Source organism: Parasphingomonas halimpatiens (genome assembly GCF_036663795.1).
Taxonomy (GTDB): domain Bacteria; phylum Pseudomonadota; class Alphaproteobacteria; order Sphingomonadales; family Sphingomonadaceae; genus Sphingomonas.
Genome location: NZ_JAXOJP010000004.1, coordinates 178,945 through 202,962 on the forward strand (window position 1 = coordinate 178,945; position 24,018 = coordinate 202,962).

The following is a 24,018-nucleotide window of genomic DNA, read 5'->3' on the forward strand; positions in this document are numbered from 1 at the left end:
CCAAGACGGCCTTCATGGCGATCATCAGTGCCGCCGCATTCCAGCCAGACGGTCTATCCTGCGTTCGTCGGCGCTCGATCAAACTGAATCGCGCTCGACGATCCGCACCGGCAAGGTTGCCGATGGCGTTTCTTCACCGTCGAGGCGGCGGAACAGGAATTCCACCAGCGCCGCCGCGCCGTGCGCGAGATCCTGCCGCACCGTCGTCAGTCGCGGATGCGAATGTTCGGCGAGCTCGAGATCGTCGAAGCCGATGACCGACACTTGCCCAGGAACGCTGATTCCGGCGGTCTGCAAGGCACGCAACGCGCCGAGCGCGATAACGTCGGAGGCAGCGAAGATGCCGTCGAACGCGACCCCCCGTGCAAGCAGGCTCTGGACCGCGGCCAGCGCGGTATCGCCGGTAAAATGCGCGGGCTGGATCAGTGTCTCGTCGATGGCGATACCTGCCCGCTCGAGCGCGGTGATGTAGCCGCGCAGCCGCATCTCGATTTCGGGCAACGCCGTCGCCCCGAGAAACACGATCCGCCGACGCCCGGCCTGGAGAAGCGCATCGACCGCCGCGCGCGCGCCGCCGACATTGTCCGACCCGACCGAGCAATAGGCTTGCTCCGGCAGATGCGCGCCCCACACGACGAGCGGCAGGAATGCCCGCGCGGCCGCGTTGATCTCGTCATGCTGGTTGCTCTGCCCGACGACGATATAGCCGTCCGCCTTTTGCGACTGGACATGGCGGGTGAGCCAGCCCGGTGCGGGCGACGGGATACGCGACAGCAGCACATCATAATGGCGCGCCGAAATCTCGTCGGCGAGGTGACCGAAGAGCTGGAGGAAAAAGGGATCCGAGATAAGCTGATCGGCCTCGTGCCCGAGTGGGATCGCGACGCAGATCGTCCGCGTCCGGTTCGATCGCAGCCGCTGCCCGCGCTGATCGATGACATAGCCGTTGTCGATCGCGATCTGCTGGATCTGGCGGCGCGTCGTGGCCGGGATCAGCGGGCTCTCGGCAAGCGCGCGCGACACCGTCGATGTAGAAACCCCCGCCAGTTTTGCGATATCGGTCATTTTCAGCGGGCCGCTGGGTTTGCCGTTGGGGATAGTGGCCTTGGGCGGTCGCATGGCCTTTCATACCGCATCGCCCCGGCGGTGCAACGCGAGACGAAGCGCGCGGTCCGGGGTAGGATGGTGGGCGACAAGGCCGATTGCGGTTTGGGTGCGAGCGCGATAGGACCTGTATTACGCAATCGATTGCAGATGCACTGCGACGGGAGAGGCCGAATGACGTTGACGCGACGGGATCTGCATCGGGGCTTGTTCGCGTCGGTTGCGGCGCTGATGCTCTCGCCGACGGCCCGGGTGCTAGCCGCGATGCCGGGCGAGGACGGCGCGCTCAAACTGGTCGATCCCGAACTCCGCGCGGCGGCCCGAGGCATGCTCGCGCAGCATTTCCCGCCGATGACGCGCGCCGCCTTGCCCGCCATGCGCGCGTCGTGGGTCGCCCCGCCGACGCTCCCGCCCCCCGCACCGGCAGTCGAGCTGCGGACCATAACCGGTCGTCGCGGCGACCCCGATGTCGCGGTTCAGCTGATCGGTGCAACCGGCGGGGCGTCATCACCGCGCCCGGCGATCCTGCATATCCATGGCGGCGGCATGATCTCGGGCCGCGCGCAGAACATGACCGCCTTCTGCCAGGGCCTGGCCGCCGAATTCGACTGCGTCGTCGTCAATGTCGACTATCGCCTCGCGCCCGAAACCCCTTTCCCCGGGCCGGTCGAGGACAATTATGCCGCGCTGCTCTGGCTGTATCGCAACGCGTCCGCGCTCGGCGTCGATCGCACACGGATCGCAGTGATGGGCGAGAGCGCGGGCGGCGGGCTGGCCGCACTGCTGGCGATCGCGGCGCGCGACCGCGGCGACGTGCCGCTGTGCTACCAGCTGTTGATCTACCCGATGCTCGACGATCGCACCGGGAGCACGCCCACCCCGAAGCGGGCCGCCAGGCCGATCGGCTGGTCGCCCGAGGCAAATGCGTTTGGCTGGAGCGCCTTTCTCGGCGTTGCCGCCGGCTCGGCCCGGGTCCCGGCGGGCGCGGTGCCAGCGCGTGTCGCGAATCTCGCCGGCCTGCCGCCATGCTGGATCGGCGTCGGCGCGATCGACCTGTTCGCCGACGAAAGCATGACCTACGCCCGGCGGCTGATCGCCGCCGATGTGCCGACCCAGCTTCAGGTCACGCCCGGCGCATTCCACGCCTTCGATTTCGTCGTCCCGCAGGCGCGTGTCTCGCGCGAATTTACCGCCGCGTGGAAAAGTGCGCTGAAGGCGGCTTTCGCGGTGCGCGGCTGATGCGCCGGGTCACCACCTCGCAAACGCCGGCGACCGGCCCGGATGCGGCACCGCTCGAGCGCCGCACGCTGCTGGCCGCGGCCGGGCTCGGGCTGATCCTGGCGCCGGCCGTTGCCGCGCGAACAGCGCCGCCCGTACCCAAGGCAGCCGGTCCGCTCGGCCCGCTCTCAACAGCGTGGCGCGCCGCGGAGACGCTGCCGCTGTGGCAAGGCGCGTCGCCCGAAACGGGATTCCGGCCGCAACCGCTCCCACCGGGTGCGCCGCCTGGCTTCTTCCGCAACGTCGCCAGCCCCACGCTGCATGTCTTCCGTCCGCGCGCGGGCAATGGTTGGGCGGTGCTGCTCATTCCGGGCGGCGCCTATACCTTCATCGTCGGCACGCATGAGGGAGGAGACACCGCCGAGGCGCTGGCCGCGCACGGCTATACCGTGTTCGTGCTGATTCACCGGCTGCCCGGCGAAGGCTGGAGCCACCGCTCGATCGTCCCGCTGCAAGACGCGCAGCGCGCCATGCGCGTCATCCGCGCCCATGCGGCGCGCTTTCGGCTCGACCCCGCCAGGGTCGCGGTGCTGGGTTATTCGGCGGGCGGACATCTCGCGGCGTCGCTCGCCACAGGCTTTGCAGAGCAAACCTATGCGGCTCGCGATGCGATCGACGCGCGGGACCCGCGCCCGTCGGCAGCCGGGCTGATCTATCCCGTGATCACGCTGCTGCCCGAATTGACCAACGCGCAAAGTGCTGCGTCGCTGCTCGGGCCTGCGCCCGACGACGCGTTGATCGCGCGGCGCTCACCGGACCGCCATGTCGATGCCACGACGCCCCCCATCTTCGTTGCGCATGCGCTCGACGATAGCGCGGTGCCGCCCGAAAACAGCTTCCGCATGCTATCGGCGTTGCGCGCGGCGAAGATACCGGCCGAGGCGCATTTCTTCGAACATGGCGGCCATGGTTTTGGCCTTGGCACGCCGGGCGCGCCCAATGCGCAGTGGCTCGCGCTGTTCGATGCGTGGCTGGGCCAGCACATGACGGCAAAGTGAGACGGCGCGCGGCGCCTGGAGAGCATCGATGACCCTTGCCACCAAGCCGCACCTCTCGCTGCTGCGCATCATCGAGATGAATCTCGGCTTTCTCGGCCTGCAATTCAGCTTCGGGCTGCAGCAGTCGAACATGTCGCCGATCTATTCCTATCTCGGTGCCAATGAAGCGAGCCTGCCGCTGCTGCAGCTGGCCGGACCGCTGACCGGGCTGCTGGTCCAGCCGCTGATCGGCGCGATGAGCGACCGGACCGCGTCGCGCTGGGGGCGACGGACGCCCTATTTCCTGTTTGGCGCGGTGCTCTGCTCGATCGGGCTGTTCGTCATGCCGCTCAGTCCGACGATCCTCGCCGCGGTCTGCACCTTGTGGATCCTCGATGCCGGCAACAATATCACGATGGAGCCCTATCGCGCCTATGTCAGCGACCGGCTGTCGGACGATCAGCGCAATTTCGGCTTCCTGTCGCAAAGCGCGTTCACCGGGCTGGGGCAGATGCTGGCCTATCTGGCGCCGACCTTCATGGTCAATGTGCTCGGCTTCAACGTCAACGCGGTCGATGCCCACAACATCCCTGTCATCACCCGCGCCGCCTTCACCATCGGCGCGGTGCTGTCCTTCACGACGATCATCTGGTCGATTCTGCGCGTTCCCGAACTGCCGTTGAGCGCGCCGGCGCGGGCGGCGATCGCCGCCAAGTCGCGGACGATCGGTGCGACGCTCGGCGAGATCTGGGATGCGATCGTGACGATGCCACCGACGATGCGCAAGCTGGCGCTGATGAGCCTGTTCCAATGGTATGCGATGTTCGCCTACTGGAATTACGTGATCTACTCGATCAGCCGCTCGGTTTACGGCGAGGCCAATCCGCTGTCGGAGGGGTTTCGCCGCGCGGTGCTCGATAATGGCGTGCTCGGCGGCTTCTATAACGGCGTGGCGTTTGTCGCGGCCTTGGCGATGGTGCCGCTCACCCGGCGCTGGGGCGCGGCGACAATGCATGCGATCTGCCTCGTCGCGGCGGGCATCGGCATGCTCGCGATCCCGCACATCGCCGACACGACGTGGCTGTTTCTGCCCGCGATCGGCATCGGGCTGGGCTGGGGAAGCATCATGGGCAACCCCTATATCATCCTCTCGCGAACCATCCCGCCCGAGCGCACCGGCGTCTATATGGGCATCTTCAACATGATGATCGTCGCGCCGATGCTGCTCAACGCCGCGACGATGCCGCTCTATTTCGACAGCTGGCTCGGCAGCGACGCGCGCAACGTGCTGACATTGTGCGGCGTATTGATGGGGGTGGCGGCGCTGTGCGTGCTGTGGGCGCGCGAACCGCGAACGGCGACGGACGGCGAGGTCGTGGTCGCCGGATCCTAGGCGTTGCGCCGCGCGCGTTCGGCGTGCCCGAGCAGGAAGGTCAGCGCATCATCGATCCGCGCACGCCACGCCGCCTCGTCATGTCCGACGCCGGGATAGCAGCGCGCCGCGAGATCGACGCCATCGACAAAGCCGCGGCGTGAGAGCGCGGTGATGATCGCGGCGTGCGTCGGACCATAAAAGCGGTCGATCCCCTGCGCGCTGCGGTCGATCCAGACGGCATGTTGCCCGGCGCGCGGCAGGCAATTATCGGCGAAATCGGTCACGGCGGCGGTGACGTCTTCGGCAAAACCCTTCGGCAGCGGTTCGGTTTCGGTCACCGGAAGCAGGCTGAAATGTGCAGAAAGACAGGCCGCGCCGGCAACGCGGTCCGGGTAACGGGCGAGGATATCGAGCGCCGCCACCGCGCCGAGCGACGATCCACCGACAAAGGTCGCACCAGCGGCCGCGCGGGTCGGGAAATGCGCATCGATCAGCGGCTTCACCACCTCGACGACGAACCTCGCATAGGCAGCCGATTGTGCGGGACCACCCCAGGCGGCCTCGACCGCATCGCGCGCGTCCGGGTTCAGGCGTTCGAGAACCAATGCCGGCGCATATTCGGTGAAGCGCGCCGCCGTGCTCGCCACCCCGACGACGATCGTCGGCTCGATCACACCGGCATCGGCGAGCCGTGAGACGCTGCGGTCGATCTCCCATGCCGTGCCGAAGGGCACCAGCCGGGCATCGAACAGATTCTGGCCGTCCTGCATGTATAGCACCGGGAAACCGGCTGGCGGGGCGGGGTGATCGGGAACCCAGACGAACAGGTCCCGGGGAAGCAAGCCCTGCCCGGCAACGGCACGCCGGACGAACAGGCTGCCGCGCCCCGACGGGGGCGTCAGCGGCGCGAAATCGGCCAGCGCGGCATCCGTCGGCATGTTCATGCGATGGCCCTCGCGCTGCTAACGACCAAGGTGGCGATCGAAGAAGCGGACCATCACGTCATAGGCTTCGCGCGATTCGGGGACGTCGGCATTGTAGAAGAAGCCGTGGAACAGCCCTTCCCAGACATGCAGGTCGGCATCGACCCCGAGCCGCACCATCTGGCTATGGGCGTGTACAGCGGCGCTGAATTCGAAGCCGCGCGACGCCGTGATGATCAGCGTCGGCGGGAACTGGCGGATCACCGCGTCCGACGATCCCGGCGCGACCAGCGGGTCCCTGGGGTCGGTTCCTGCGAAATAGGGTAGCTTGGTCGCGGTGCTTGGGTCGGCCGGCGGCCAGGCCGGCGCGGGCCGCGCCTCGCCCAGCGGTGCGGTGGTGAAATCGGCATCACCGCCGAAGCCGAACCCCGACATCGTCGTGCCGGCGCAGAAGATGCCGATCGCGCCGGGGCGCGGCAGGCCGTGAACCTGGAACCAGGCGGTCGCCATGCCCGTCAGCATGCCGCCGGCCGAACAGCCATAAATGCCGATATTCTTCGCCGGATAGCGCTTGAGCAGCGCACGATAGACGGCGGCGACGTCTTCGCTCGCGGACGGAAAGCGATGGTCGGGCCCTTCGCGGTAATCGACCGACACCACCCTGACCCGCGCCAGCGTGGCAAGCGGGATCGATTCGAGTTCGGCACAGCCCGGAAAACATCCCGAAAAGCCGCCACCATGCAGGTTGATGAGCACGCGATTCCGGTTGCCCGGCGCGATCCCGGCAGTCGGTGCATAATCGAACACATGCACGCCACCGATCTGCGCCTCGACCCGGCGATGCGCGAACAGTGTCTTCTGCCGCGCCAGATAGGGCTCCATGAACACCGGCACGCCGTTCTTCTGCTGCAGCAGCTCGGGTTGCTGCATCTGGCGCAGATGGTCGGCGACATAGGCCTTGGCCTCGGGGCTGAGCATGCTCGACACCGGTACGGTCATCGCGGGCACCTGCACGGTGCCATTATCATCGACCTTGATCACGGGCGCGGCGACCTGCGCGGCGAGCGGCGCCGCGACGATGGGCGATGCGATCACCAATCCCGTCAGAAGCGCGCGGCGGGCACGCGCGAAAATCCCGATCGTCATCTCGTTTCCTCTCCTGCCGATAACCGCGTTCGTAGCCATCACCCTGTTCCGGACCGTGGCTCAACCCCGCGCTGCGCCAGATAAGCAACACTCCGCAATCGTTTGCAAGAACATCTGGCGAGGCCTTGCAATCGATTGCTTCATCGGCGAGGTTTGTATGAGAGCGCGTCAGCGCCGATCGCAGGAGAGGACAGCGAAGATGGACATGACGCGCAGGGGTTTTCAGCTGGGCCTGCTCGCCGCCGGCGCGGTGCTGCCCGCGTCGGGAAATGCGGCCGACGAGCGCGTCGGGCGGCCTCCTGCTGACGCTGGTGGCGACGCGCTCCTGCACCGCGTCGATCCCGAATTGCGCGCGGGTGCCAAGGCTATCATGTCGCACCCGCTGCCCTCACCGCTGACGCTGGCGGCGGTCCGCGCGATGCGGCAAAACGCCCCGGCCGCGCCGGCGCCGCTACCCCCGCCCGCAGCGACGGTCGAGCGGCGCGTCGTGCCTGGGCCCAGGGGAGCTCCGCCCGTTGCCGTGACGGTGATCGGTGCCAAAGCCGGCGGTGCGCGCCGCCCTGCGGTGCTGCACATCCATGGCGGCGGCATGATCCTCGGGCGCGTCGCGGACACCATCGTCGCGTCGCAACGGCTTGCCGCCGAACTCGATTGCGTGGTGGTGGAGGCGGACTACCGACTTTCCCCTGAAACGCCGTTCCCCGGCCCGGTTGAGGATTGTTATGCCGCGCTGGCATGGCTGCACGCCAATGCCGATGCGCTGGGCGTCGATCGGTCGCGCGTCGCGGTGATGGGCGAGAGCGCCGGCGGCGGGCTGGCCGCCATGTTGGCGATCGCGGCGCGCGATCGGCGGGCTATTCCCCTATGTTACCAGGTGTTGATCTATCCGATGCTCGACGATCGCACCGGCAGCACGCGGCACGTTCCACCCTTTGTCGGCACGATCGGCTGGAATGAAGCGGGCAATAGATTCGGCTGGAGCAGCTTTCTCGGGGGCCCGGCGGGGTCGCCGACCGTCCCCTATGGCGCGATACCGGCACGTGTTGCGAATCTCGCGGGACTCCCCCCGGCCTTTATCGGCGTGGGAGCGATCGATCTCTTCGTCGATGAGGACATCGCCTATGCCGCGCGACTCGTCGCGGCTGGCGTGCCGACGCAACTGCACGTGACGCCGGGCGCCTATCACGGCTTCGATTTCATCGCGCCGCTGTCGCGCGTCGCGGGCGAATTTACCGCGGCATGGAAGAGCGCGTTGCGCGCGGTTTTCACCACCGCGCCCTGACCGCATCCGCCGCGCCAGGCCCACCGAATCCTACCCGCACATCGCATCTTGCGGGGATCGTTACGCCATGTTAGCACTATGCAACCGATTGCAGAGAACAGTCGACGACAGGAGAGGGAAAGCATGATCACGGACAAGCGCGTCGCAGGCTGCGATGCATTCGATCACCATCAGGAATCACGCGACCGGAACGGCGGCAGCATCGCCCTGATCCGCGCCGGCGTCTCGCTGGCCGCCTGTGTCGCCGCGATGACGGCGGTACCGGCGCTCGCGCAGCAGACAGCGCCGGCAAAGCCCGGCCCGGCATCCCAACCAGCCAGCGACGCGCCCGCCGACATGGGCGAGGACATCGTCGTGACCGCCTCGAAGATCGGCGCCGAGCGGCTCAACCGCGTGCCGCAGGCGATCCAGGCATTCACCGGCGCGACGCTCAAGGAGCGCAACATCCGCGATGGTGCCGACCTGATCCAGCTCATCCCCGGCGCCTCGCAGGCGCAGGAGATCGGCGCCGGCTACCGCATCTATTCGTTCCGCGGCTCGGGCGCCGGCGGGCCGATCGGCGATGGCCTGGTCGGCTATTATCTCGATGACACGCCGTTTGGCGTCCCCAACAACCAGAGCGCGCCGCCGATCAACTATTTCGACCTCGACCGCGTCGAGGTGCTGCGCGGGCCGCAGGGCACGCTCTACGGTCAGGGGTCAGCCGCCGGCACGATCATCTACCACACCAAGAACCCCGATCTGCAGAGCATCACCGAAGCGGGCGAGGCGGAGATCTCGACCACGCGCGACGCCAGCAAGATCAACTACCGCGCCGCCGCGGCGCTCTCGATCCCGCTCGTCACCGATACGCTCGCGCTGCGCATCAGCGGCGGCTATGATTATCGTGCTGGCACCGCCGACATCTATGCCGGCGCCCCGACCGGCACCCCGCGCGAGAAGGACGCCAACGACGTCGTCGCCAAGGATATCCAGGCGGTGTTGCTGTGGAAGCCCGACGCGCTCACGACGGTGCGGCTGCGTGCATGGTATTTCAGCACCGACCAGCATTATCTGAACGTCATCAATTCGGTGAACCCGCCTTATGCCGCCTATCAGGGCAGCGTGATCGGCTATGACCGTCGCCGCGCCGAATATTTCTCGGGCACGATCACCCGCGCGATGGGCAATTTCACGCTGACCAACGCAACCTCCTACCAGAAGTCCTTGCCCGGCGGATTCCAGGTCGGCCTTAATCTCGGCGCGCCACTGGGCATCGGCATTCTTAACAATGGCGGCAATGCGCAGAACTTCGTCAACGAGTTCCGCATCGCCACGTCGGGGACGGGGCCGTTCCACGGCGTGGCCGGTGTCTTCTATCAGAATGCCAAGGGGCTCTATACCTTCGACATCAACTTTCCGACCCTCGCACTCAGCGGCAACACCATCACCAAGACCGAGAATGTCGCGGTCTTCTCGGAAGTCAGCTATTCGCTGTTCGGCGGCAAGCTCGTGCCGCTGGTCGGCCTGCGCTACTTCAACGACACGCGAAAGTCGGATTCGCTGTCGAACGGCACGCACGTGTTGAGCAATGCCAACCCCGATGCGCTGACCTGGCGCGCCAACCTCGCTTATTATCCGAGCAAGGACTGGCTGCTCTTCTTCAACGCCGGCACGGGCTTCCGCAGCGGCATCCTGCAATCCAAGGCGCAGGCCGACGCCGTGATCGCCGATGGCGTTCCCAGCGCGCTCTCGCTCACGCCCGACAAATTGCGCAATCTCGAAATCGGCGCGAAGGGCACATTGTTCGATGGCGCCTTGCGACTGGCGGTCAGCCTCTACGACATCAAATACACCAACATTCAAAGCGCCTTCAACACGTCGATCGGCCTGGCCGCCTTTGCCAATCTCGGCGACGGCAGGTCGCGCGGGGTGGATATAGAGGCGACTTGGCGCACCCCGGCAAAGGGCCTGGTGCTGTCGGTCGTCGGCAACGTCAACGACTCGAAGTTCACCAACGTCCTCAAAGCGTTCGGTACGGCCAATCCGCGCATCGGCAATGGTCAGCGCCTGCTCAACACGCCCACGTTCAACTGGCGTGGCGATGTCAGCTACGATCATGATTTCGGCGGTTATGACTTCTTCGCCACCGGCTCGATGACCGCGATCGGCCGCGCGCGAAACGGCGACGCCACCGTCAACACGATCAACCCCTATCAGCTCTACAATATGAGCGCGGGGGTGCGTTTCGATCGGTACGAAGTACGGCTGTTTGCCGACAATGTGTCCGATTATCGCGGCCCGACGGCTGCGAACGGCCCGACCCTGCTCGCCGGGCCACGCCCACGCACAATCGGCATCACGCTGCGCCTCAACAGCAAGTGAGGCACGGATGACGGTGCACCGAGCCGATCGGCGCACCGTCATCGCTTCGCGCCGGCGTGCGCGGAACGGATAGCCAAGGGAGACGCTGGTGGCGCGACGATCGGGCGTTTCGGCCCCCGGAAATGACGGTGTGGATCGACGGACCTGGTTAAGCGGCGCCGTCGCTGCCGGTGTGGGTGCATCGGTGGCGGCGGTGCCAGCCTCCGCATCGCGCGACGTCGGCCATCGTCGCGGCGGGGCCCATACCGACCCGCGCCCAAGCGAGCTCAAGGCCGGCGCCGACACGGCCATTGCCACCACCACGGCCGGTCGTGTCGCCGGCTATGTCCAGGATGACATCTTCGTCTTCAAGGGCATCCCTTATGGCGCCGACACCGGCGGGGCCAATCGCTTCCGCCCGCCGCAGCCACCCAAGGCATGGAGCGGCGTGCGCAGCGCGCGCGCCTATGGCCCGGTCGCGCCGCAGGACAAGGGAACCGGTCGGCTGAACGACGAAGAGGCGTTCATCTTCCAGTGGAACGACAGCGTCGAGGGCGAAGACTGCCTGCGCATCAATCTCTGGACGCCGGGGATCAACGACGGGCGGCGGCGCCCGGTGCTCGTATGGCTGCACGGTGGCGGCTTTGCCGCTGGCTCGGGACACGATCTGCCGGCATTTGACGGCCATGCGCTCGCGCTGCGCGGCGACGCCGTGGTGATCACGCTGAATCACCGGCTCAACCTGCTCGGCTTTCTCGACCTGTCGCACTGCGGGCCGCGCTACACGCAGTCCGGCAATGTCGGCATGCTCGACATCGTCGCGGCGTTACAATGGATTCGCGCCAATATCGCCGCGTTCGGCGGCGATCCGTCATGCGTCCTGGTATTCGGCCAGTCGGGCGGCGGGGCCAAGGTCAGCACGCTGATGGGCATGCCCGCCGCGCGAGGGCTGTTCCACCGCGCGGTCGTGATGAGCGGTTCCTTCGCCCCCTGCGCGACCCCGGCCAAGGCCAGAAGATTGTCCGAGCTGATGCTGGCGGAGCTTGGGGTTGCGCCAGGCGAGGTCGATCGGCTCCAGACGATGCCCTATGCCGATCTGCGCCGCGCGAGCGAGGCTGTGCTGGCACGCGTCAACCCCGCGCCCGGCCGGTTCTTCGACGTACGACGCATCGGCGACGCGCTTGGTTTCGCGCCGGTGCTCGACGCGCAGACGGTGATCGCGTCCCCTGAGCGGGCCGACCTGCCCGACCTTTCGGTCCACGTGCCGATGGTGATCGGTACGACGCTCAACGAGTTCGTCTCGGGAATCAATCATCCCGAATATGAGATGATGCGGGAAGACGAGCTCGTCGCGCGGGTCGAGGCCTTCGTCCCCGGCCGGTCACGCGCCGTCATAGCCGCCTTTCGCCGGCGCGCGCCCGGCGCCTCCCCCTTCGATCTCTGGTCGCGCATCGCCACCGCGCCGATTCGCCAGAGCGCCGTCGATCAGGCGATGGCAAAGGCCCGGCACAGCCGCGCACCGGCCTATCTCTACTGGTTTACCTGGCAGACGCCGGTGCTCGACGGACGCCCCCGCGCCTTCCACTGCCTCGACATACCCTTCCTGTTCGCCAACACCGATCGCTGCGCGAGCATGACCGGCGGCGGGGCGCGTGCGGCAGTCCTCAGCCGGCGGATGACCGATGCGTTGCTGGCCTTCGCCCGGACCGGCAACCCCGGCCATCCGGGGCTTCCGGCGTGGAGCGCGGTGACTGCAACCACGGCACCGACGATGATCTTCGCTGATCAGCCGCGGCTCGAGCGCGACCTCGACAATGCCGAGCGCGGGTCGATGACTTGACGTCCGGAACGGGGCAGAACGGCGCGGGCAAGGTCGACACGAGACCGACAGCGACGAGGCTTGAGTTTACTTGCAACCGATTGCATCGCGGGTTGCGCCATCCATGAATATGATCGAGGACTTCCCCGAGGCCATGAACCTTGAATCCGACCGCGCCCGTCATCGCCTCGCGGCCAGCCTCGAACGGATCTATCACGACGCCGCGCCGGCGCTGTTTGCGCGGGTCTGCGCATCACTCGATCGCGCCAACGCGCAGCGCGACGAGGCGCTGAAGGCGCTCGACCATGCGCGACGCGCCGATCCGAGCTGGGCCGCGCGGTCGGGCGAGACGATCTATGCCTGCTATGTCGATCGCTTCGCGGGCACGCTCGACGGCATGACCGGCAAGCTCGACTATCTTCAGGACCTCGGCATACGCTGGCTGCACCCGCTTCCGCTGCTTGCGGCGCGGCCTGTCGAAAGCGATGGCGGCTTTGCCGTGGTCGACTACCGCGCGGTCGAGCCTGCGCTCGGCGACATGAGCGGCCTGGCGCGGCTCGCCACGGAGTTGCGCACGCGCGGCATGGGGCTGATGCTCGATGTCGTCTGCAATCACACCGCGCGCGAACACGACTGGGCCGAGTGCGCGCGACAGGGCGACCCGAAATATCGCGCTTATTATCACGTGGTCGACAGCCAGGCCGAGGTCGATGCGTGGGATGCGTCGTTGATCGAGGTCTTTCCCGACACTGCGCCGGGCAACTTCACCTATGACGCGGCGATGGGCGGCTGGGTCTGGACGACCTTCTACCCTTTCCAATGGGATCTCAACTACGCCAATCCCGACGTCTTTCTCGAAATGCTCGAGGTGTTGCTGTTCCTTGCCGACAAGGGGGTGCAGGGCTTTCGCCTCGACAGCGCGCCGTTCCTCTGGAAGCGCCAGGGCACGACGTGCCGCAACCAGCCGGAGGCTTATGCGATCGTCGCCGCCTTCCGCGCCGCGCTCGATATCGCCGCACCCAGCGTCGTCTTGCTTACCGAGGCAATCGAAAGCCCGGCGCATGTCATCCCCTTCTTCGGCGACGATCTGAAGGGGTGCGATCTGGCGTATAATAACGGCGTGATGACGGCGCTGTGGGCTGGGCTTGCCGATCAGCATGCCGGGATCGTCCGCACCATGCTGACCGCCGCGGCGGCGCGTCCGGATCATGCGGCGTGGCTGAACTATGTTCGCTGCCACGACGATCTCATCTGGAATGCGCTTGCCGAATATGCCCCGGTCGAGGATCTCAAGCGCTGGTCGTCCTTCTATGACGGCGAAGGATTTTCCGCCGGTCGCAGGTTTCAGACCGCAGCGGGCGGCGTGCCCTCGACCAACGGCATGGCAGCAGCGCTGGTCGGCCTGGGCCGATCCGATATCGATCAGGACATGGCGCTCGCGCGGCTGACCGCGCTCTATGGCACGATCCACGCGCTCGACGGCTGGCCGATGATCTATATGGGTGACGAGATCGCGCTCGGCAACGATCAGGATTACGGGTCGGATCCGGCGCGGCGCGACGAAGGCCGCTGGCTGCAACGCCCGAGCATGGATTGGCGCCGCGCGTCGCACGGACCCGCGGGAAAGATGTTGGAGAGCATGCGCCGCTTCGGGCATGCGGCACGCGCGCTGAACGAGCTGAATGTCACGGGACGAGCAACCCCGATCGCGTTATCGAACGACGCGGTTCTGGCCTTTGTCCGTGATCAGGGCCGGGGCTTCCTCTGCCTCGTCAATCTCGCAACGATTGCGCAAACCGTCGATCGCCCCGCAACGTGGGATCGACCAGGCATGGATTTGCTGACGGGGCGCGACGTGCCGACGGGTCCCGTTACGCTGCGACCCTATGAGATATTGTGGTGGGTCGCGCCCTGAAACCCGCGCTGCAGGCTTGACGGAACTGGAGCGGACGCTCGATCGAGGATAGGGGTCAGCAGCGCCGCATCCGCAGGTCGCGCCGGACGTTGAAACGCACCAATGACCATCCTCATCCCCGTTCTGGGCGATCAGCTCTCGCACAGCCTTGCCTCTTTGCGGGGCGTCGCGAAGGCGGACGCGGTCGTGTTGTTGATGGAGGTGGCGGAGGAGACGACCTATGTCCGCCACCACAAGCGCAAGATTGCGCTGATCCTGTCAGCCATGCGGCATTTCGCCGAGGAATTGCGTTGCGCCGGATGGAGCGTCGACCATGTCAGGCTCGACGATCCCGCCAACAGCGGCAGCTTCACGGGAGAGATCGCGCGTGCGGTCGGGCGGCATCGACCGAGCTTGATCCGCATCGTTGAATGCGGCGAATGGCGCGTGAAGACGATGATCGGCGACTGGTCGCAGCGCTTCGACGTGCCGGTCCAGGTCCTGCCCGACGATCGCTTCGTCTGCGGTATCCTCGAATTCCAGAGCTGGGCACAGGCGCGCACCGATCTGACGATGGAATTCTTCTATCGTGAGATGCGTCGCAAGACCGGCCTGTTGATGACTGCCGATGGCAAGCCCGAAGGCGGGCAATGGAACCTCGACAAGGAAAACCGGGCACCGCCCAAGCGCGGGCTCAACTATCCCGAGCCGATGCAGTTCGCGCCCGACGCGATTACCGGCAACGTGCTCGCTATGGTCGCGGAGCGCTTCGCCGGTCACTTCGGGCGGCTCGAAAAGTTCGCGTTACCGGTCACCGCCGACCAGGCGCGCCAGGCGCTGCAGCATTTCATCGTCACCGCGCTGCCCGATTTCGGCACTTATCAGGATGCGATGGTTACGGGTCAGGATTGGCTCTACCATAGCTGGCTGAGCCCGGCATTGAACATCGGCCTGCTAACCCCGATCGAGGTGGCGCGGGCCGCTGCGGACGCCCATGCCGCGGGTTACGTACCGCTCAACGCGGCGGAAGGCTTTATCCGCCAGATCATCGGCTGGCGCGAATATGTCCGCGGCTATTACTGGATGGAGATGCCCGAGGTCGCCGACGCCAACGCGCTCGAGGCGACGCGGCCGTTGCCCGAATTCTACTGGACCGGGCAGACTGAGATGCTGTGCATGGCCGAGGCGGTGCGCAATACGCGCGACCATGGCTATGCGCATCACATTCAGCGGCTGATGGTGCTCGGCAATTTCGCCATGCTCGCGGGCGTGCGACCGCAGCAGGTCGCCGACTGGTTCCTGGTCGTCTATGCCGATGCCTATGAATGGGTCGAATTGCCCAACGTGATCGGCATGAGCCAGCATGCCGATGGTGGCAGGCTCGCGACGAAACCTTATGCCGGCGGCGGCGCCTATATCAATCGCATGTCCGACCATTGCGGGCGATGCCGATACGATGTGAAGCAGAAGACCGGACCCGAGGCATGTCCGTTCAACGCGCTCTATTGGGATTTCCTAGCGCGGCATGAGCGACGCTTCCGGCGTAATCGGCGCATGGTGCAGATGTACGCCAATTGGGACCGGATGCAGCCCGAGCTACGCGATGCCTATCGCGCGAGCGCTGCCAGATTCCTTGACAGCCTTCAGCCGGCGGCGGAGGGCTGGGCGCGTTGATGCAGATCTTCAGCCGCGTGGTGATGACTGGCGGCCCAACGGCATGGCGCGACACTTCAAACCCGATCGGGCGCTGAGATAAACGAACGACCGGTTCTGAAAGCCGCCCAAGCCCTTTGCGACAGAAAGGTCCCGCACAGGGGCGCGATCGGCGGCGCTACAGCATCCTCACCGTCGTCGCGGCGGGGGCCGCCCGAGTCAGCCGGTTGCGTAGCGGCAGGGCGAACGGCGCGGCGGCGATCTCGAACAGATCGCCCTCCTGCGTGCACACATCATCGGCGAAGGACAGCGTCGCGGTGCCGAAGAAATGGACATGGACGTCGCCCGGGCGCCGAAAGCCGGCATATTTGAAATGATGCGCCTCGAGGTTGCACAGGCTGTGCGACATGTTGGCGTCGCCGGTCAGAAACGGCTTTTCCCACAAGGTCGCACCGTTGCGCTCGATACGGCTGACACCGCGCAGATCGGCCGGTGCCTCGCCCAGCAACAATTCGGCGCCAAGTGCTGCCTGGCGCAGCTTGGAATGTGCGAGCCACAGATAATTGTGGCGTTCGGTGACATGGTCGCTGAATTCGTTGGCGAGCGCAAAACCCAGCCGCCACGGCGTCCCGTCATCGCCGATCAGGTAGATGCCGGCGAGTTCGGGTTCCTCGCCGCCATCGAGCGCGAAATCGGGCGACGCAAGCGGCTGTTCGGGCCCGACCAGCGACTGCCCGTCGCCCTTGTAGAACCATTCGGGTTGCGCGCCGGTCTGGCCCTCGGCCGGTTTCCCGCCCGCAACGCCTTCGAGGAAGATGCGCATCGAATCTGTCTGCCGGTTTTCGGCCGCCGCCTTGTGCATCGCGTCGCGCCCCTCGGCCGAGCCGAGATGCGTCAGCCCCGTGCCGGTCAGCATCAGCCGCGCGCTGTCGGGGTGGTCGATCGCCGCCAAAAGCCGGCCGGCCGCCAGCTCGGCGACGATGTCGACCGGTTCCGCCGTCAGGCGTTGCCGCGCAGCATCGGCGAGGCTGGTGCGCTCGGCGATCGCCAGCGCAGCGAGTTCGCGCGTCGTGCCCGGGTCCGACAGAAACGCCGCCTGGTCGTCTTCGGCCAGGATCAGGCGTCGCGCGCCGTGCGCATCGCAATGCTGGAGCAGCCGGACATGGGTCATGCGAAAATCTCTCCGACGCGCCGGGGCGCGAGCGTTCGGCGCCACCATTCAGCCATCGATCGGCGGCGCGCCCAGCGGCTCGGTCACCTTGGCGCCCCACAAGGCATAGAACAGGATGTAGAGCTCGCACGCTGCGGTCAGCAGGAACGAGTTCTGCAGGCCATAGGCGTCGGCCAGCTTGCCCTGCACCACGACCAGCGCGCCGCCGGCGATCGCCATGATCAGCAGCCCCGATCCCTCTTCGGTCAGCGGCCCGAGCCCCTTGATGCCCAGCGTGAAGATCGTCGGGAACATGATCGAGTGGAACAATCCGACGACGATCAGCGCCCACATCGCGGCCGGGCCGCTGCTGAACACCGTCACCAGCATCACCACGAACGCGCCGATCGAAAAGGCGGCGAGAACGGTCTCGGCGCGCACCTTCTGCATGATCGCCGCTCCGGCGAAACGGCCGGCCAACATGCCAAGCCACAGGAAGGTGAGGTAATTGCTCGCCTGTTCGTGCGTCAGGTCGGCGATGCTGGGCTGCGACACGAAATTGACGAACAGATTGGCGACGCCGATCTCGGCGATCAGATAGATGAAGATCGCCGGGATGCCGAACATCAGGTTGCGGTGCCGCAAAAGCGAATGGTTCTTGCGCTCGGCCTTGGCGACGCGACTGGTCGCGCTGCCCATGGCCGGCAGCGGGAAGCGCGCGATCACCACCGCCAGTATCACCAGCACAACCGCGACGATGACATAGGGCAGCACCACTGAATGGGCATCGGCCAACCGTTGCGCCGGCGTCAGCACCGTCCCGCTCTTGACCGTTCCACCGACCGAGCGGCCGAGGATGAGATAGGCGCCGAACGAGGGCGCCAGCACTGTCCCCGCCGAGTTGAGCGCCTGCACCAGGTTGAGTCGCGACGACGCTGTTTCGGGCGGGCCGACCACCGCGACATAGGGGTTGGCAGCGACCTGCAGCAGAGTGATGCCGCTGGCGATGACGAACAACATGGCGAGCGTGACGCCATAGGACGGGATGCTCGCCGCCAGCGTCATGCCCAGCGCGCCCGCCGCCATGATCAGCAGCCCGGTGACGAGCGATTTTTGATAGCCGATACGCTCGATCAGCTTGGCCGAGGGGATCGAGGCGAAGAAATAGGCGATGAACCACACGCTCTCGATCAGCGTGGTCTTGGTATAGTCGAGGTCGAACACGCTGCGCAGGTGCGGCAGCAGCGTGTTGTTGATGACGGTGATGAACCCCCACATGAAGAACAGGCTGGCGAGCAGCGTCAGCGCCGCCGTGTAGGACGTCGGCTGCGTCGCGCCGGGCGTGATCGTCGCGCCTTCGGAAGCCGCGGAAACCGGCATCAACCTCTCCTTCGATATAGGTTCGCCGGAGCGGGTCGCGACGTCGTAATAACTCCGACTATATGGCGGCGGCGCAACCGGTCAACGTCCAATCTCGCGTTTGAGGCGTCATCTTGCCGAGCAGCCGCTGCGCGAAACGCACCGGCTGCCGTGCGCCGTGTTCGTCGGCCAGACCTGCTTTGGCGAAGAGGCTGGTTCTACCTTGCGCCGTCGCGACCGCGGTTCGAGCCCGACATATGCTTGTGCCGCCCGCCCGCGGTCGGGCAACAACTTAGATTTATTTTCCAATCGGGTCGCTTTAGCCCATTTAGGACATTGTGAGCTTCAAATGACACGCTAAGCTAGCGACCGACCGGGGCCGGCTTGTGAGGTCGCCGCCGACTTTAGGAGGACGTTATGAAGACAATGATGCGTTTGATCGTCGGAGCCGCCGCGGTTTTGCTGATGCCGGTTGCGGCGCATGCCGCAGACGATCCTTTCCTGGGCGTGTGGCACCTCAACAAGGCGAAATCGATCATCGGCAAGGATCCAGGCGTCAAGAGCAAGGAAATCGTCATTGCGCTGACCCCCGATGGTGGGATGATCACGGAGACGGTCGAGACGACCACGGGAAATGGCGAAAAGCAGGTCGCGCACCTTCCTTTTGCCTATGGCAAGTTCGTCCCACAGCCGGACCCCGGCATGGACGCCTTTTCGGTCTACAAGACCGACGACCATACGATGTTCTGGGTCGCGCAGCTGAAAGGACAGACGGTCGCGAAGCTCGAGGTTGATCTCTCCCCCGACGGCAGGCAGATGACCTTCCGTTATCTGTCGAAGGCATCCGACCCCGACCCTGCGCTTGCGCGCGACCGGTACGTTTACGAAAAGCAATAATCGGGCTGAGCGCCTCGCCTAAGAGCGCGACCCGGCATTGATGCAGCACTAAGCAGGCGTCGGCCATCGGAAGATGAGCCGGCGCCTTCGCGGCCGATTTCGGTTGGGGCCAGCGATCGGCAAATCGTTCGGTTCGCCGCACGCCCAGAAATGGCGGTTCACATTGCCCAGCAAACCGCCTTTAGCTGCGTGAGCGCTTCCCTATCGTCGCCTACGGGCCCGTGGCGCGCTTATGGGCATCCGCCGGTGGCAGACAATGCAAGCCCTTACGCCGCGGCATTTTCCTCTTCCTGGGTGCGCTCGCCGTGCAGGGTGATCAGCGACGACATCAGATCGTCTTCGGCGCTCGACATAACCGCCAAGGCGACCGCCTCGTCACAATCCTCTCCGGCGAGATAGGCGTGACCCATGGCGGAATCGATATAGATCGACTCGCCCGCGTTCAACACGACCGGGTCGTAGAATTCGGTATGCACGACCAGCTGGCCGGCGACGACATAGATGAATTCCTCGCCATCATGCCGCACAAGGTCGCCGAATTCGGCGAGCGACTTGTTGCGGATCCTCGTCAGGTTGGGGATCATGCGCTTCTGGCGCAACTCGGTGCAGAGGTAATAATAATCGTAGTTCGGTGTGTTGACCCGCACCGCGCGATCGAGCGTACCGATGCTGCGCCGGCCCATGACCGGGCTGGCGGAGGGCGCCGCTTCCCCTTCCGCGAACAGCTCGGACATCGGGATGTTGAGCCGCCCGCTGAGCTGCTGCAGCTTGTCATAGGTCAGGGTCAGCCGGTCATGCTCGACCTTGGACAGTGTCGAAACCGGGATACCGCTCTTCTGGCTCATCTCCTTGAGCGTCCAGCCATTGCGGCTGCGCAGGCCGCGCATCACGGCACCAAGAGTCAGCTGCGCCAAAAATTCATCTCCTGTTCGCCTCGCTTGACGTTTTCCGATTAGGACAATAGCGTCCCAATCAGGAAATTATCGCACGAAAACTGCCCTTCGACACCTCGACTACCATCGCTTGCCGCCGCAGCGCAACAACATCGCGCCGCAGGCGGCAAAGCAAAACACGAAGCGCGATCAATCGGTACAGGGATACGGCCATCGCCTGCGCCCGGTACCGCCGATCACGCCCAACGCGACAGAGATCAGGAGATACCATGCCGAACCCCAGGATAGTCATTCCCTTCGCTTGTCTGGCACTGTCGCTGACCGCTGCCGCCCCCGTGCCGGTCGATTACCTTGCCCGGGTCGATCGCATTCTGAAGAGCACGCCGCTGATCGACGGTCATAACGACTGGCCCGAGACATTGCGCAGCCGCGAGGGGGAGAAGCGCTGGACGATTGACCTGACGCATCTCGATCATGGCCCGGCGCATTACGACACGGACATTGCGCGGCTGCGCAAGGGGCGGGTCGGCGGGCAGTTCTGGTCGGTCTGGGTGTCGCCCGATCTGCCGGGCCAGGAGCAGGTCGAGCAGACGCTGGAGCAGATCGACCTGGTACGCGATATCGTCGCACGCTATTCGGGCGACTTCGCCATGGCGCGCACCGCCGAGGATGTGCGCCGCATCCACCGGTCGGGTCGCATGGCGGCGCTGATCGGCGTCGAGGGCGGCGGCCAGATCGACCATCGCCTGTCGGTGCTGCGCGCCTATGCCGCGCTCGGCGCGGGCTATCTCACGCTGACCCACAGCAGGACGCTCGAATGGGCGGATTCGGCCACCGACAATCCCCAGCATCACGGGCTGACGCCGTTCGGCGAAAGCGTGGTGCGCGAGCTCAACCGGCTCGGCATGCTGGTCGACCTCGCCCATGTCAGCGAGGACACGATGCGCGACGCGCTGCGCGTGTCGAAGGCGCCGGTGATCTTTTCGCATTCGAGCGCCCGCGCGCTCGACGACCATCCGCGCGACGTGTCGGACGAGGTGTTCAAGCTGGTCGCCGCCAATGGCGGCGTCGTGATGGTCAATTACGCCACACCCTATATCTCGGATGCCTATCGTCGCTGGCAGGCCGATGAGGCGGCGGAGAAGATGCGGTTCAACGCGCCGCCTTATGGCGGCCTCTATATCGGCCAGCCCGACAAGGCCGCCGCGGCGATGGCCGAGTGGCGCAAGGCCCACCCCATGCCGCAGGTCGCGATGTCCGAGGTCGCCGACCATATCGAGCATATCGCCAAGGTGGCGGGGGTCGACAATGTCGGGCTCGGCTCGGACTATGATGGTGTCGGCGAGCAGCTGCCCGAGGGGATGGCGGATGTCAGCACCTATCCCGCCTTGCTCGCCGAACTGATGCGGCGCGGCTGGAGCGACGAGGATATCCGCAAGGTCGCCGGCGAGAATGTGCTGCGCGTCATGGCGCGCGCGGAAGCCGTGGCAGCGTCGATGGCCGGTCAGTTGCCGGAAACCAAAGCGATGTGAACATACCGCGCGTTTGCAGTTGATCTATTTTCCATTCAGGTCATAATGTCTTAATTGGGACATAAGCGAGGAAGCTCGCTCAGGAGGGCGCAATGAATCGTCTGTTGCTTGGCATGGCTTCCGTGGGCGCGCTCGCCGTCGCCGGGTTCACTTCCGCCGCTCTCGCCGACCCCGCACCGTTCACCATCGAGCAGGTGCTCGAGGCCCCTTATCCCACCAGCCTCGCCGCCGCGCCCAAGGGCGGCGCGGCAGCCTGGGTGTTCAGCATCAAGGGCGTGCGCAACATATGGATCGGTGAGGCGGGCGCCACGACGCGGTCGCGCCAGGTCACCACCTTCGACAAGGATGACGGCAACGATATCGGCGACGTCGCCTGGTCCTCCGATGGCAAGACGATCGCCTTCACCCGCGGCCAGACGCTCGAGGATGACGCGCCCGCCAATGTCGCCAGCACGCCCGACGGACCGACGCCGCGCGAGATCTGGGTCGTGCCGGTGGGCGGCGGCGAGGCACGCAAGGTCGGCAACGGGCATGAGCCGAGCTTCTCGCCCGACGGCAAGCAGGTGGTGTTTCTCGACAAGCGCCAGGTGCTGGCGGTCGATCTCGCGACGCCGGGCGCCAAGCCGGCTCCGCTGCTGACCGATTTCGGCGCAGTGCATTCGTTGATCTGGTCGTCCGACGGCCACCGCTTCGCCTTTGTCAGCCAGCGCCGCCTGCACGCGCTGATCGGCGTGTTCGACACTGCCGCGCGCACGCTGACCTGGGCGGCGCCGAGCTTCGACATCGATTCCTCGCCGACCTTTTCGCCCGACGGCAGGCAACTCGCCTTCATTCGGGTGCTGGCGGCGAAGAGCTCGCCCTTCATCAGCCGTCGTTCGGGCCTGCCCTGGCAGATATGGACCGCCGATGCCGCAACCGGCACGGGCAAGCGCGTGTGGACCGCCGACACCGGGCCGGGCAGCGTCTATCGCCCGACGCTCGCGGCGGAAAATCTGTTATGGGCGGCCGACGGACAACTCGTCTTCCCATGGGAGAAAAGCGGCTGGATGCAGCCCTGGGCCGTATCCGCCACCGGGGGCACCGCGCATGCCCTCGCCTCGGGCGCGTTCGAAATACCCTATATGACGCTCGATCCGACGCGCCGGAAACTGGTTTTCGCCAGCAACCAGAATGATATCGACCGGCTGCATTTCTGGACCAGCGATCTCTCGACGCGGGCACCGGTGCCCGTCGCCGCGCCCGGCACCAGCATCGAGGCGTTCCCGCAGGTCAGCGCCGACGGGACCATTTTCGCCCTGCAGAGCAGCGCGGTGCAGCAATTGAGCCCCGCCGTGCTGCGCGGCGGCAAATGGCAGCGCCTCGCCGCCGAGACGACCGCGCCATCCTTCCCGACCGCCCATATGGTCATGCCGCAATCGGTCGTGTTCAAGGCCAAGGACGGGCTCGACGTGCACGGCCAGCTGTTCCTGCCGCCCGCCGGCATGAAGGGGCCGCATCCGACGGTGATGTTCTTCCATGGCGGCCCGCCGCGCCAGATGCTGCTCGGCTTCCACTATATGGGGTTCTACGCCGGGGCCTTTGGCTTCAACGAGTATCTTGCGTCCAAGGGCTATGTCGTGCTGTCGGTCAATTATCGCGGCGGCATCGGCTATGGCATGGAATATCGCGAGGCGAAGGACTTCGGCCTCGGCGGCGGCAGCGAGACGCAGGATCTGCTCGGCGCGATCAGCTATCTTCAGGCGCGCCCCGATGTCGACCGCAAGCGCATCGGCGTATGGGGCGGCAGCTATGGCGGCTTGATGACCGCGCTGGCGCTGGCCCGCGCCTCGGACTCGGTGGCGGTCGGCGTCGATTATGCCGGCGTCTATAATTGGGCGTCGATGCTCGCGACGCTTGGCGCGCCAGTCGAGGATCCGGCGGATTACAAGCGCGCCATCGCATCATCGCCGGTGGCAACGATCGGCGACTGGCATTCGCCCGTGCTGGTGATCCAGGCCGATGACGATCGCAACGTGCCGGCGACCCAATCGACCGAGCTGATCCAGGATCTGCGCGCGCACGGCGTGGAGCATGAAACGCTGATCATCCCCAACGAGGTGCATGATCTTACGCGCTACGCCTCGTGGCTGACGCTGTTCCATGCCACGGACGACTATCTCGGCCGCTATTTGCAGCCGGCACCGCGCACGGGGAAATGATCCTTAGGACGGGCGTTCGCCGCGGTTTTCGGACGAATCGTGTTGACGTTCTCCAATTGAGCCAACATAGTCCCATTTAGAAAAATCGGGGTATAATCGTGGTTCAGCAGCAATTCGCCGTCAGCATATCTGGCTGCGCGCAGAACGGTCGGGCCATGCGTCATTGTTTCCAGGCGGTCGCGCAGGTTGCGCCGG

Annotated in this window: 17 protein-coding genes; 11 read left to right on the forward strand and 6 right to left on the reverse strand. The window is 65.9% G+C overall.

What is annotated here, in order from left to right; genetic code table 11:
• Nucleotides 1-78: 78 nt before the first annotated feature.
• On the reverse strand, nt 79-1,065 hold the full coding sequence (locus tag U1839_RS06270) for a LacI family DNA-binding transcriptional regulator (RefSeq protein ID WP_332802800.1): 987 nt from the start codon (nt 1,063-1,065) through the stop codon (nt 79-81).
• Nucleotides 1,066-1,278: 213 nt separating this feature from the next.
• Between U1839_RS06270 and U1839_RS06275 the strand changes: the two genes are divergently transcribed.
• The 3 genes from U1839_RS06275 to U1839_RS06285 are packed head-to-tail and all read left to right on the forward strand — an operon-like array spanning nt 1,279 to nt 4,752.
• A complete protein-coding gene (locus tag U1839_RS06275; protein WP_332802801.1) occupies nt 1,279-2,343 on the forward strand; it encodes an alpha/beta hydrolase in 1,065 nt (354 codons plus the stop codon).
• On the forward strand, nt 2,343-3,380 hold the full coding sequence (locus U1839_RS06280; RefSeq protein WP_332802802.1) for an alpha/beta hydrolase: 1,038 nt from the start codon (nt 2,343-2,345) through the stop codon (nt 3,378-3,380). Before U1839_RS06275 ends, U1839_RS06280 begins: the two co-directional genes overlap by 1 nt.
• Nucleotides 3,381-3,408: 28 nt before the next feature.
• Entirely contained in the window at nt 3,409-4,752 is a 1,344-nt protein-coding gene (locus tag U1839_RS06285; RefSeq protein WP_332802803.1) for an MFS transporter, read from the forward strand.
• Here U1839_RS06285 and U1839_RS06290 read toward each other — a convergent pair.
• Entirely contained in the window at nt 4,749-5,678 is a 930-nt protein-coding gene (locus U1839_RS06290) for an alpha/beta hydrolase (RefSeq protein WP_332802804.1), read from the reverse strand. The genes U1839_RS06285 and U1839_RS06290 overlap by 4 nt on opposite strands.
• Before the next feature lie 18 nt (nt 5,679-5,696).
• Complete coding sequence (locus U1839_RS06295; RefSeq protein ID WP_332802805.1) at nt 5,697-6,803, reverse strand: alpha/beta hydrolase; 1,107 nt, start codon at nt 6,801-6,803, stop codon at nt 5,697-5,699.
• A gap of 199 nt (nt 6,804-7,002) precedes the next feature.
• Here U1839_RS06295 and U1839_RS06300 point away from each other — a divergent pair, with 199 nt between their 5' ends.
• The 5 genes from U1839_RS06300 to U1839_RS06320 all read left to right on the forward strand — a co-directional run bounded on the left by U1839_RS06300 (nt 7,003) and on the right by U1839_RS06320 (nt 15,815).
• Complete coding sequence (locus tag U1839_RS06300; protein WP_332802806.1) at nt 7,003-8,085, forward strand: alpha/beta hydrolase; 1,083 nt, start codon at nt 7,003-7,005, stop codon at nt 8,083-8,085.
• A 123-nt stretch (nt 8,086-8,208) separates the two neighbouring features.
• A complete protein-coding gene (locus tag U1839_RS06305) occupies nt 8,209-10,449 on the forward strand; it encodes a TonB-dependent receptor (RefSeq protein ID WP_332802807.1) in 2,241 nt (746 codons plus the stop codon).
• 130 nt (nt 10,450-10,579) lie between these two features.
• Nucleotides 10,580-12,268 carry a carboxylesterase/lipase family protein gene (locus U1839_RS06310; RefSeq protein ID WP_332802808.1) on the forward strand — a complete coding sequence of 563 codons (1,689 nt, stop codon included), beginning with the start codon at nt 10,580-10,582 and terminating at the stop codon, nt 12,266-12,268.
• A 103-nt stretch (nt 12,269-12,371) separates the two neighbouring features.
• Complete coding sequence (locus tag U1839_RS06315; protein ID WP_332802809.1) at nt 12,372-14,162, forward strand: alpha-amylase family glycosyl hydrolase; 1,791 nt, start codon at nt 12,372-12,374, stop codon at nt 14,160-14,162.
• Between the two features lie 102 nt (nt 14,163-14,264).
• Nucleotides 14,265-15,815 (forward strand): cryptochrome/photolyase family protein, encoded by a 1,551-nt coding sequence (locus U1839_RS06320; RefSeq protein ID WP_332802810.1) that lies wholly within the window; start codon nt 14,265-14,267, stop codon nt 15,813-15,815.
• Nucleotides 15,816-15,972: 157 nt separating this feature from the next.
• On the opposite strand, the gene araD1 is transcribed toward U1839_RS06320, so the two are convergent.
• Together araD1 and U1839_RS06330 are read right to left on the reverse strand one after the other, a co-directional pair.
• Nucleotides 15,973-16,965 carry an AraD1 family protein gene (gene araD1, locus U1839_RS06325; protein WP_332802811.1) on the reverse strand — a complete coding sequence of 331 codons (993 nt, stop codon included), beginning with the start codon at nt 16,963-16,965 and terminating at the stop codon, nt 15,973-15,975.
• A gap of 48 nt (nt 16,966-17,013) precedes the next feature.
• Nucleotides 17,014-18,324, reverse strand: coding sequence for a sugar MFS transporter (locus tag U1839_RS06330; protein WP_332802812.1), 1,311 nt, complete (start codon nt 18,322-18,324; stop codon nt 17,014-17,016).
• 396 nt (nt 18,325-18,720) lie between these two features.
• Here U1839_RS06330 and U1839_RS06335 point away from each other — a divergent pair, with 396 nt between their 5' ends.
• Nucleotides 18,721-19,200, forward strand: a complete 480-nt coding sequence (locus U1839_RS06335; protein WP_332802813.1) for a hypothetical protein — start codon at nt 18,721-18,723, stop codon at nt 19,198-19,200.
• 266 nt (nt 19,201-19,466) lie between these two features.
• On the opposite strand, the gene U1839_RS06340 is transcribed toward U1839_RS06335, so the two are convergent.
• Nucleotides 19,467-20,087, reverse strand: coding sequence for a helix-turn-helix domain-containing protein (locus U1839_RS06340; RefSeq protein ID WP_443030579.1), 621 nt, complete (start codon nt 20,085-20,087; stop codon nt 19,467-19,469).
• Between the two features lie 275 nt (nt 20,088-20,362).
• Here U1839_RS06340 and U1839_RS06345 point away from each other — a divergent pair, with 275 nt between their 5' ends.
• Together U1839_RS06345 and U1839_RS06350 are read left to right on the forward strand one after the other, a co-directional pair.
• Entirely contained in the window at nt 20,363-21,625 is a 1,263-nt protein-coding gene (locus U1839_RS06345) for a dipeptidase (RefSeq protein ID WP_332802815.1), read from the forward strand.
• 92 nt (nt 21,626-21,717) lie between these two features.
• Nucleotides 21,718-23,823 (forward strand): S9 family peptidase, encoded by a 2,106-nt coding sequence (locus U1839_RS06350; protein WP_332802816.1) that lies wholly within the window; start codon nt 21,718-21,720, stop codon nt 23,821-23,823.
• Nucleotides 23,824-24,018 lie beyond the last annotated feature (195 nt).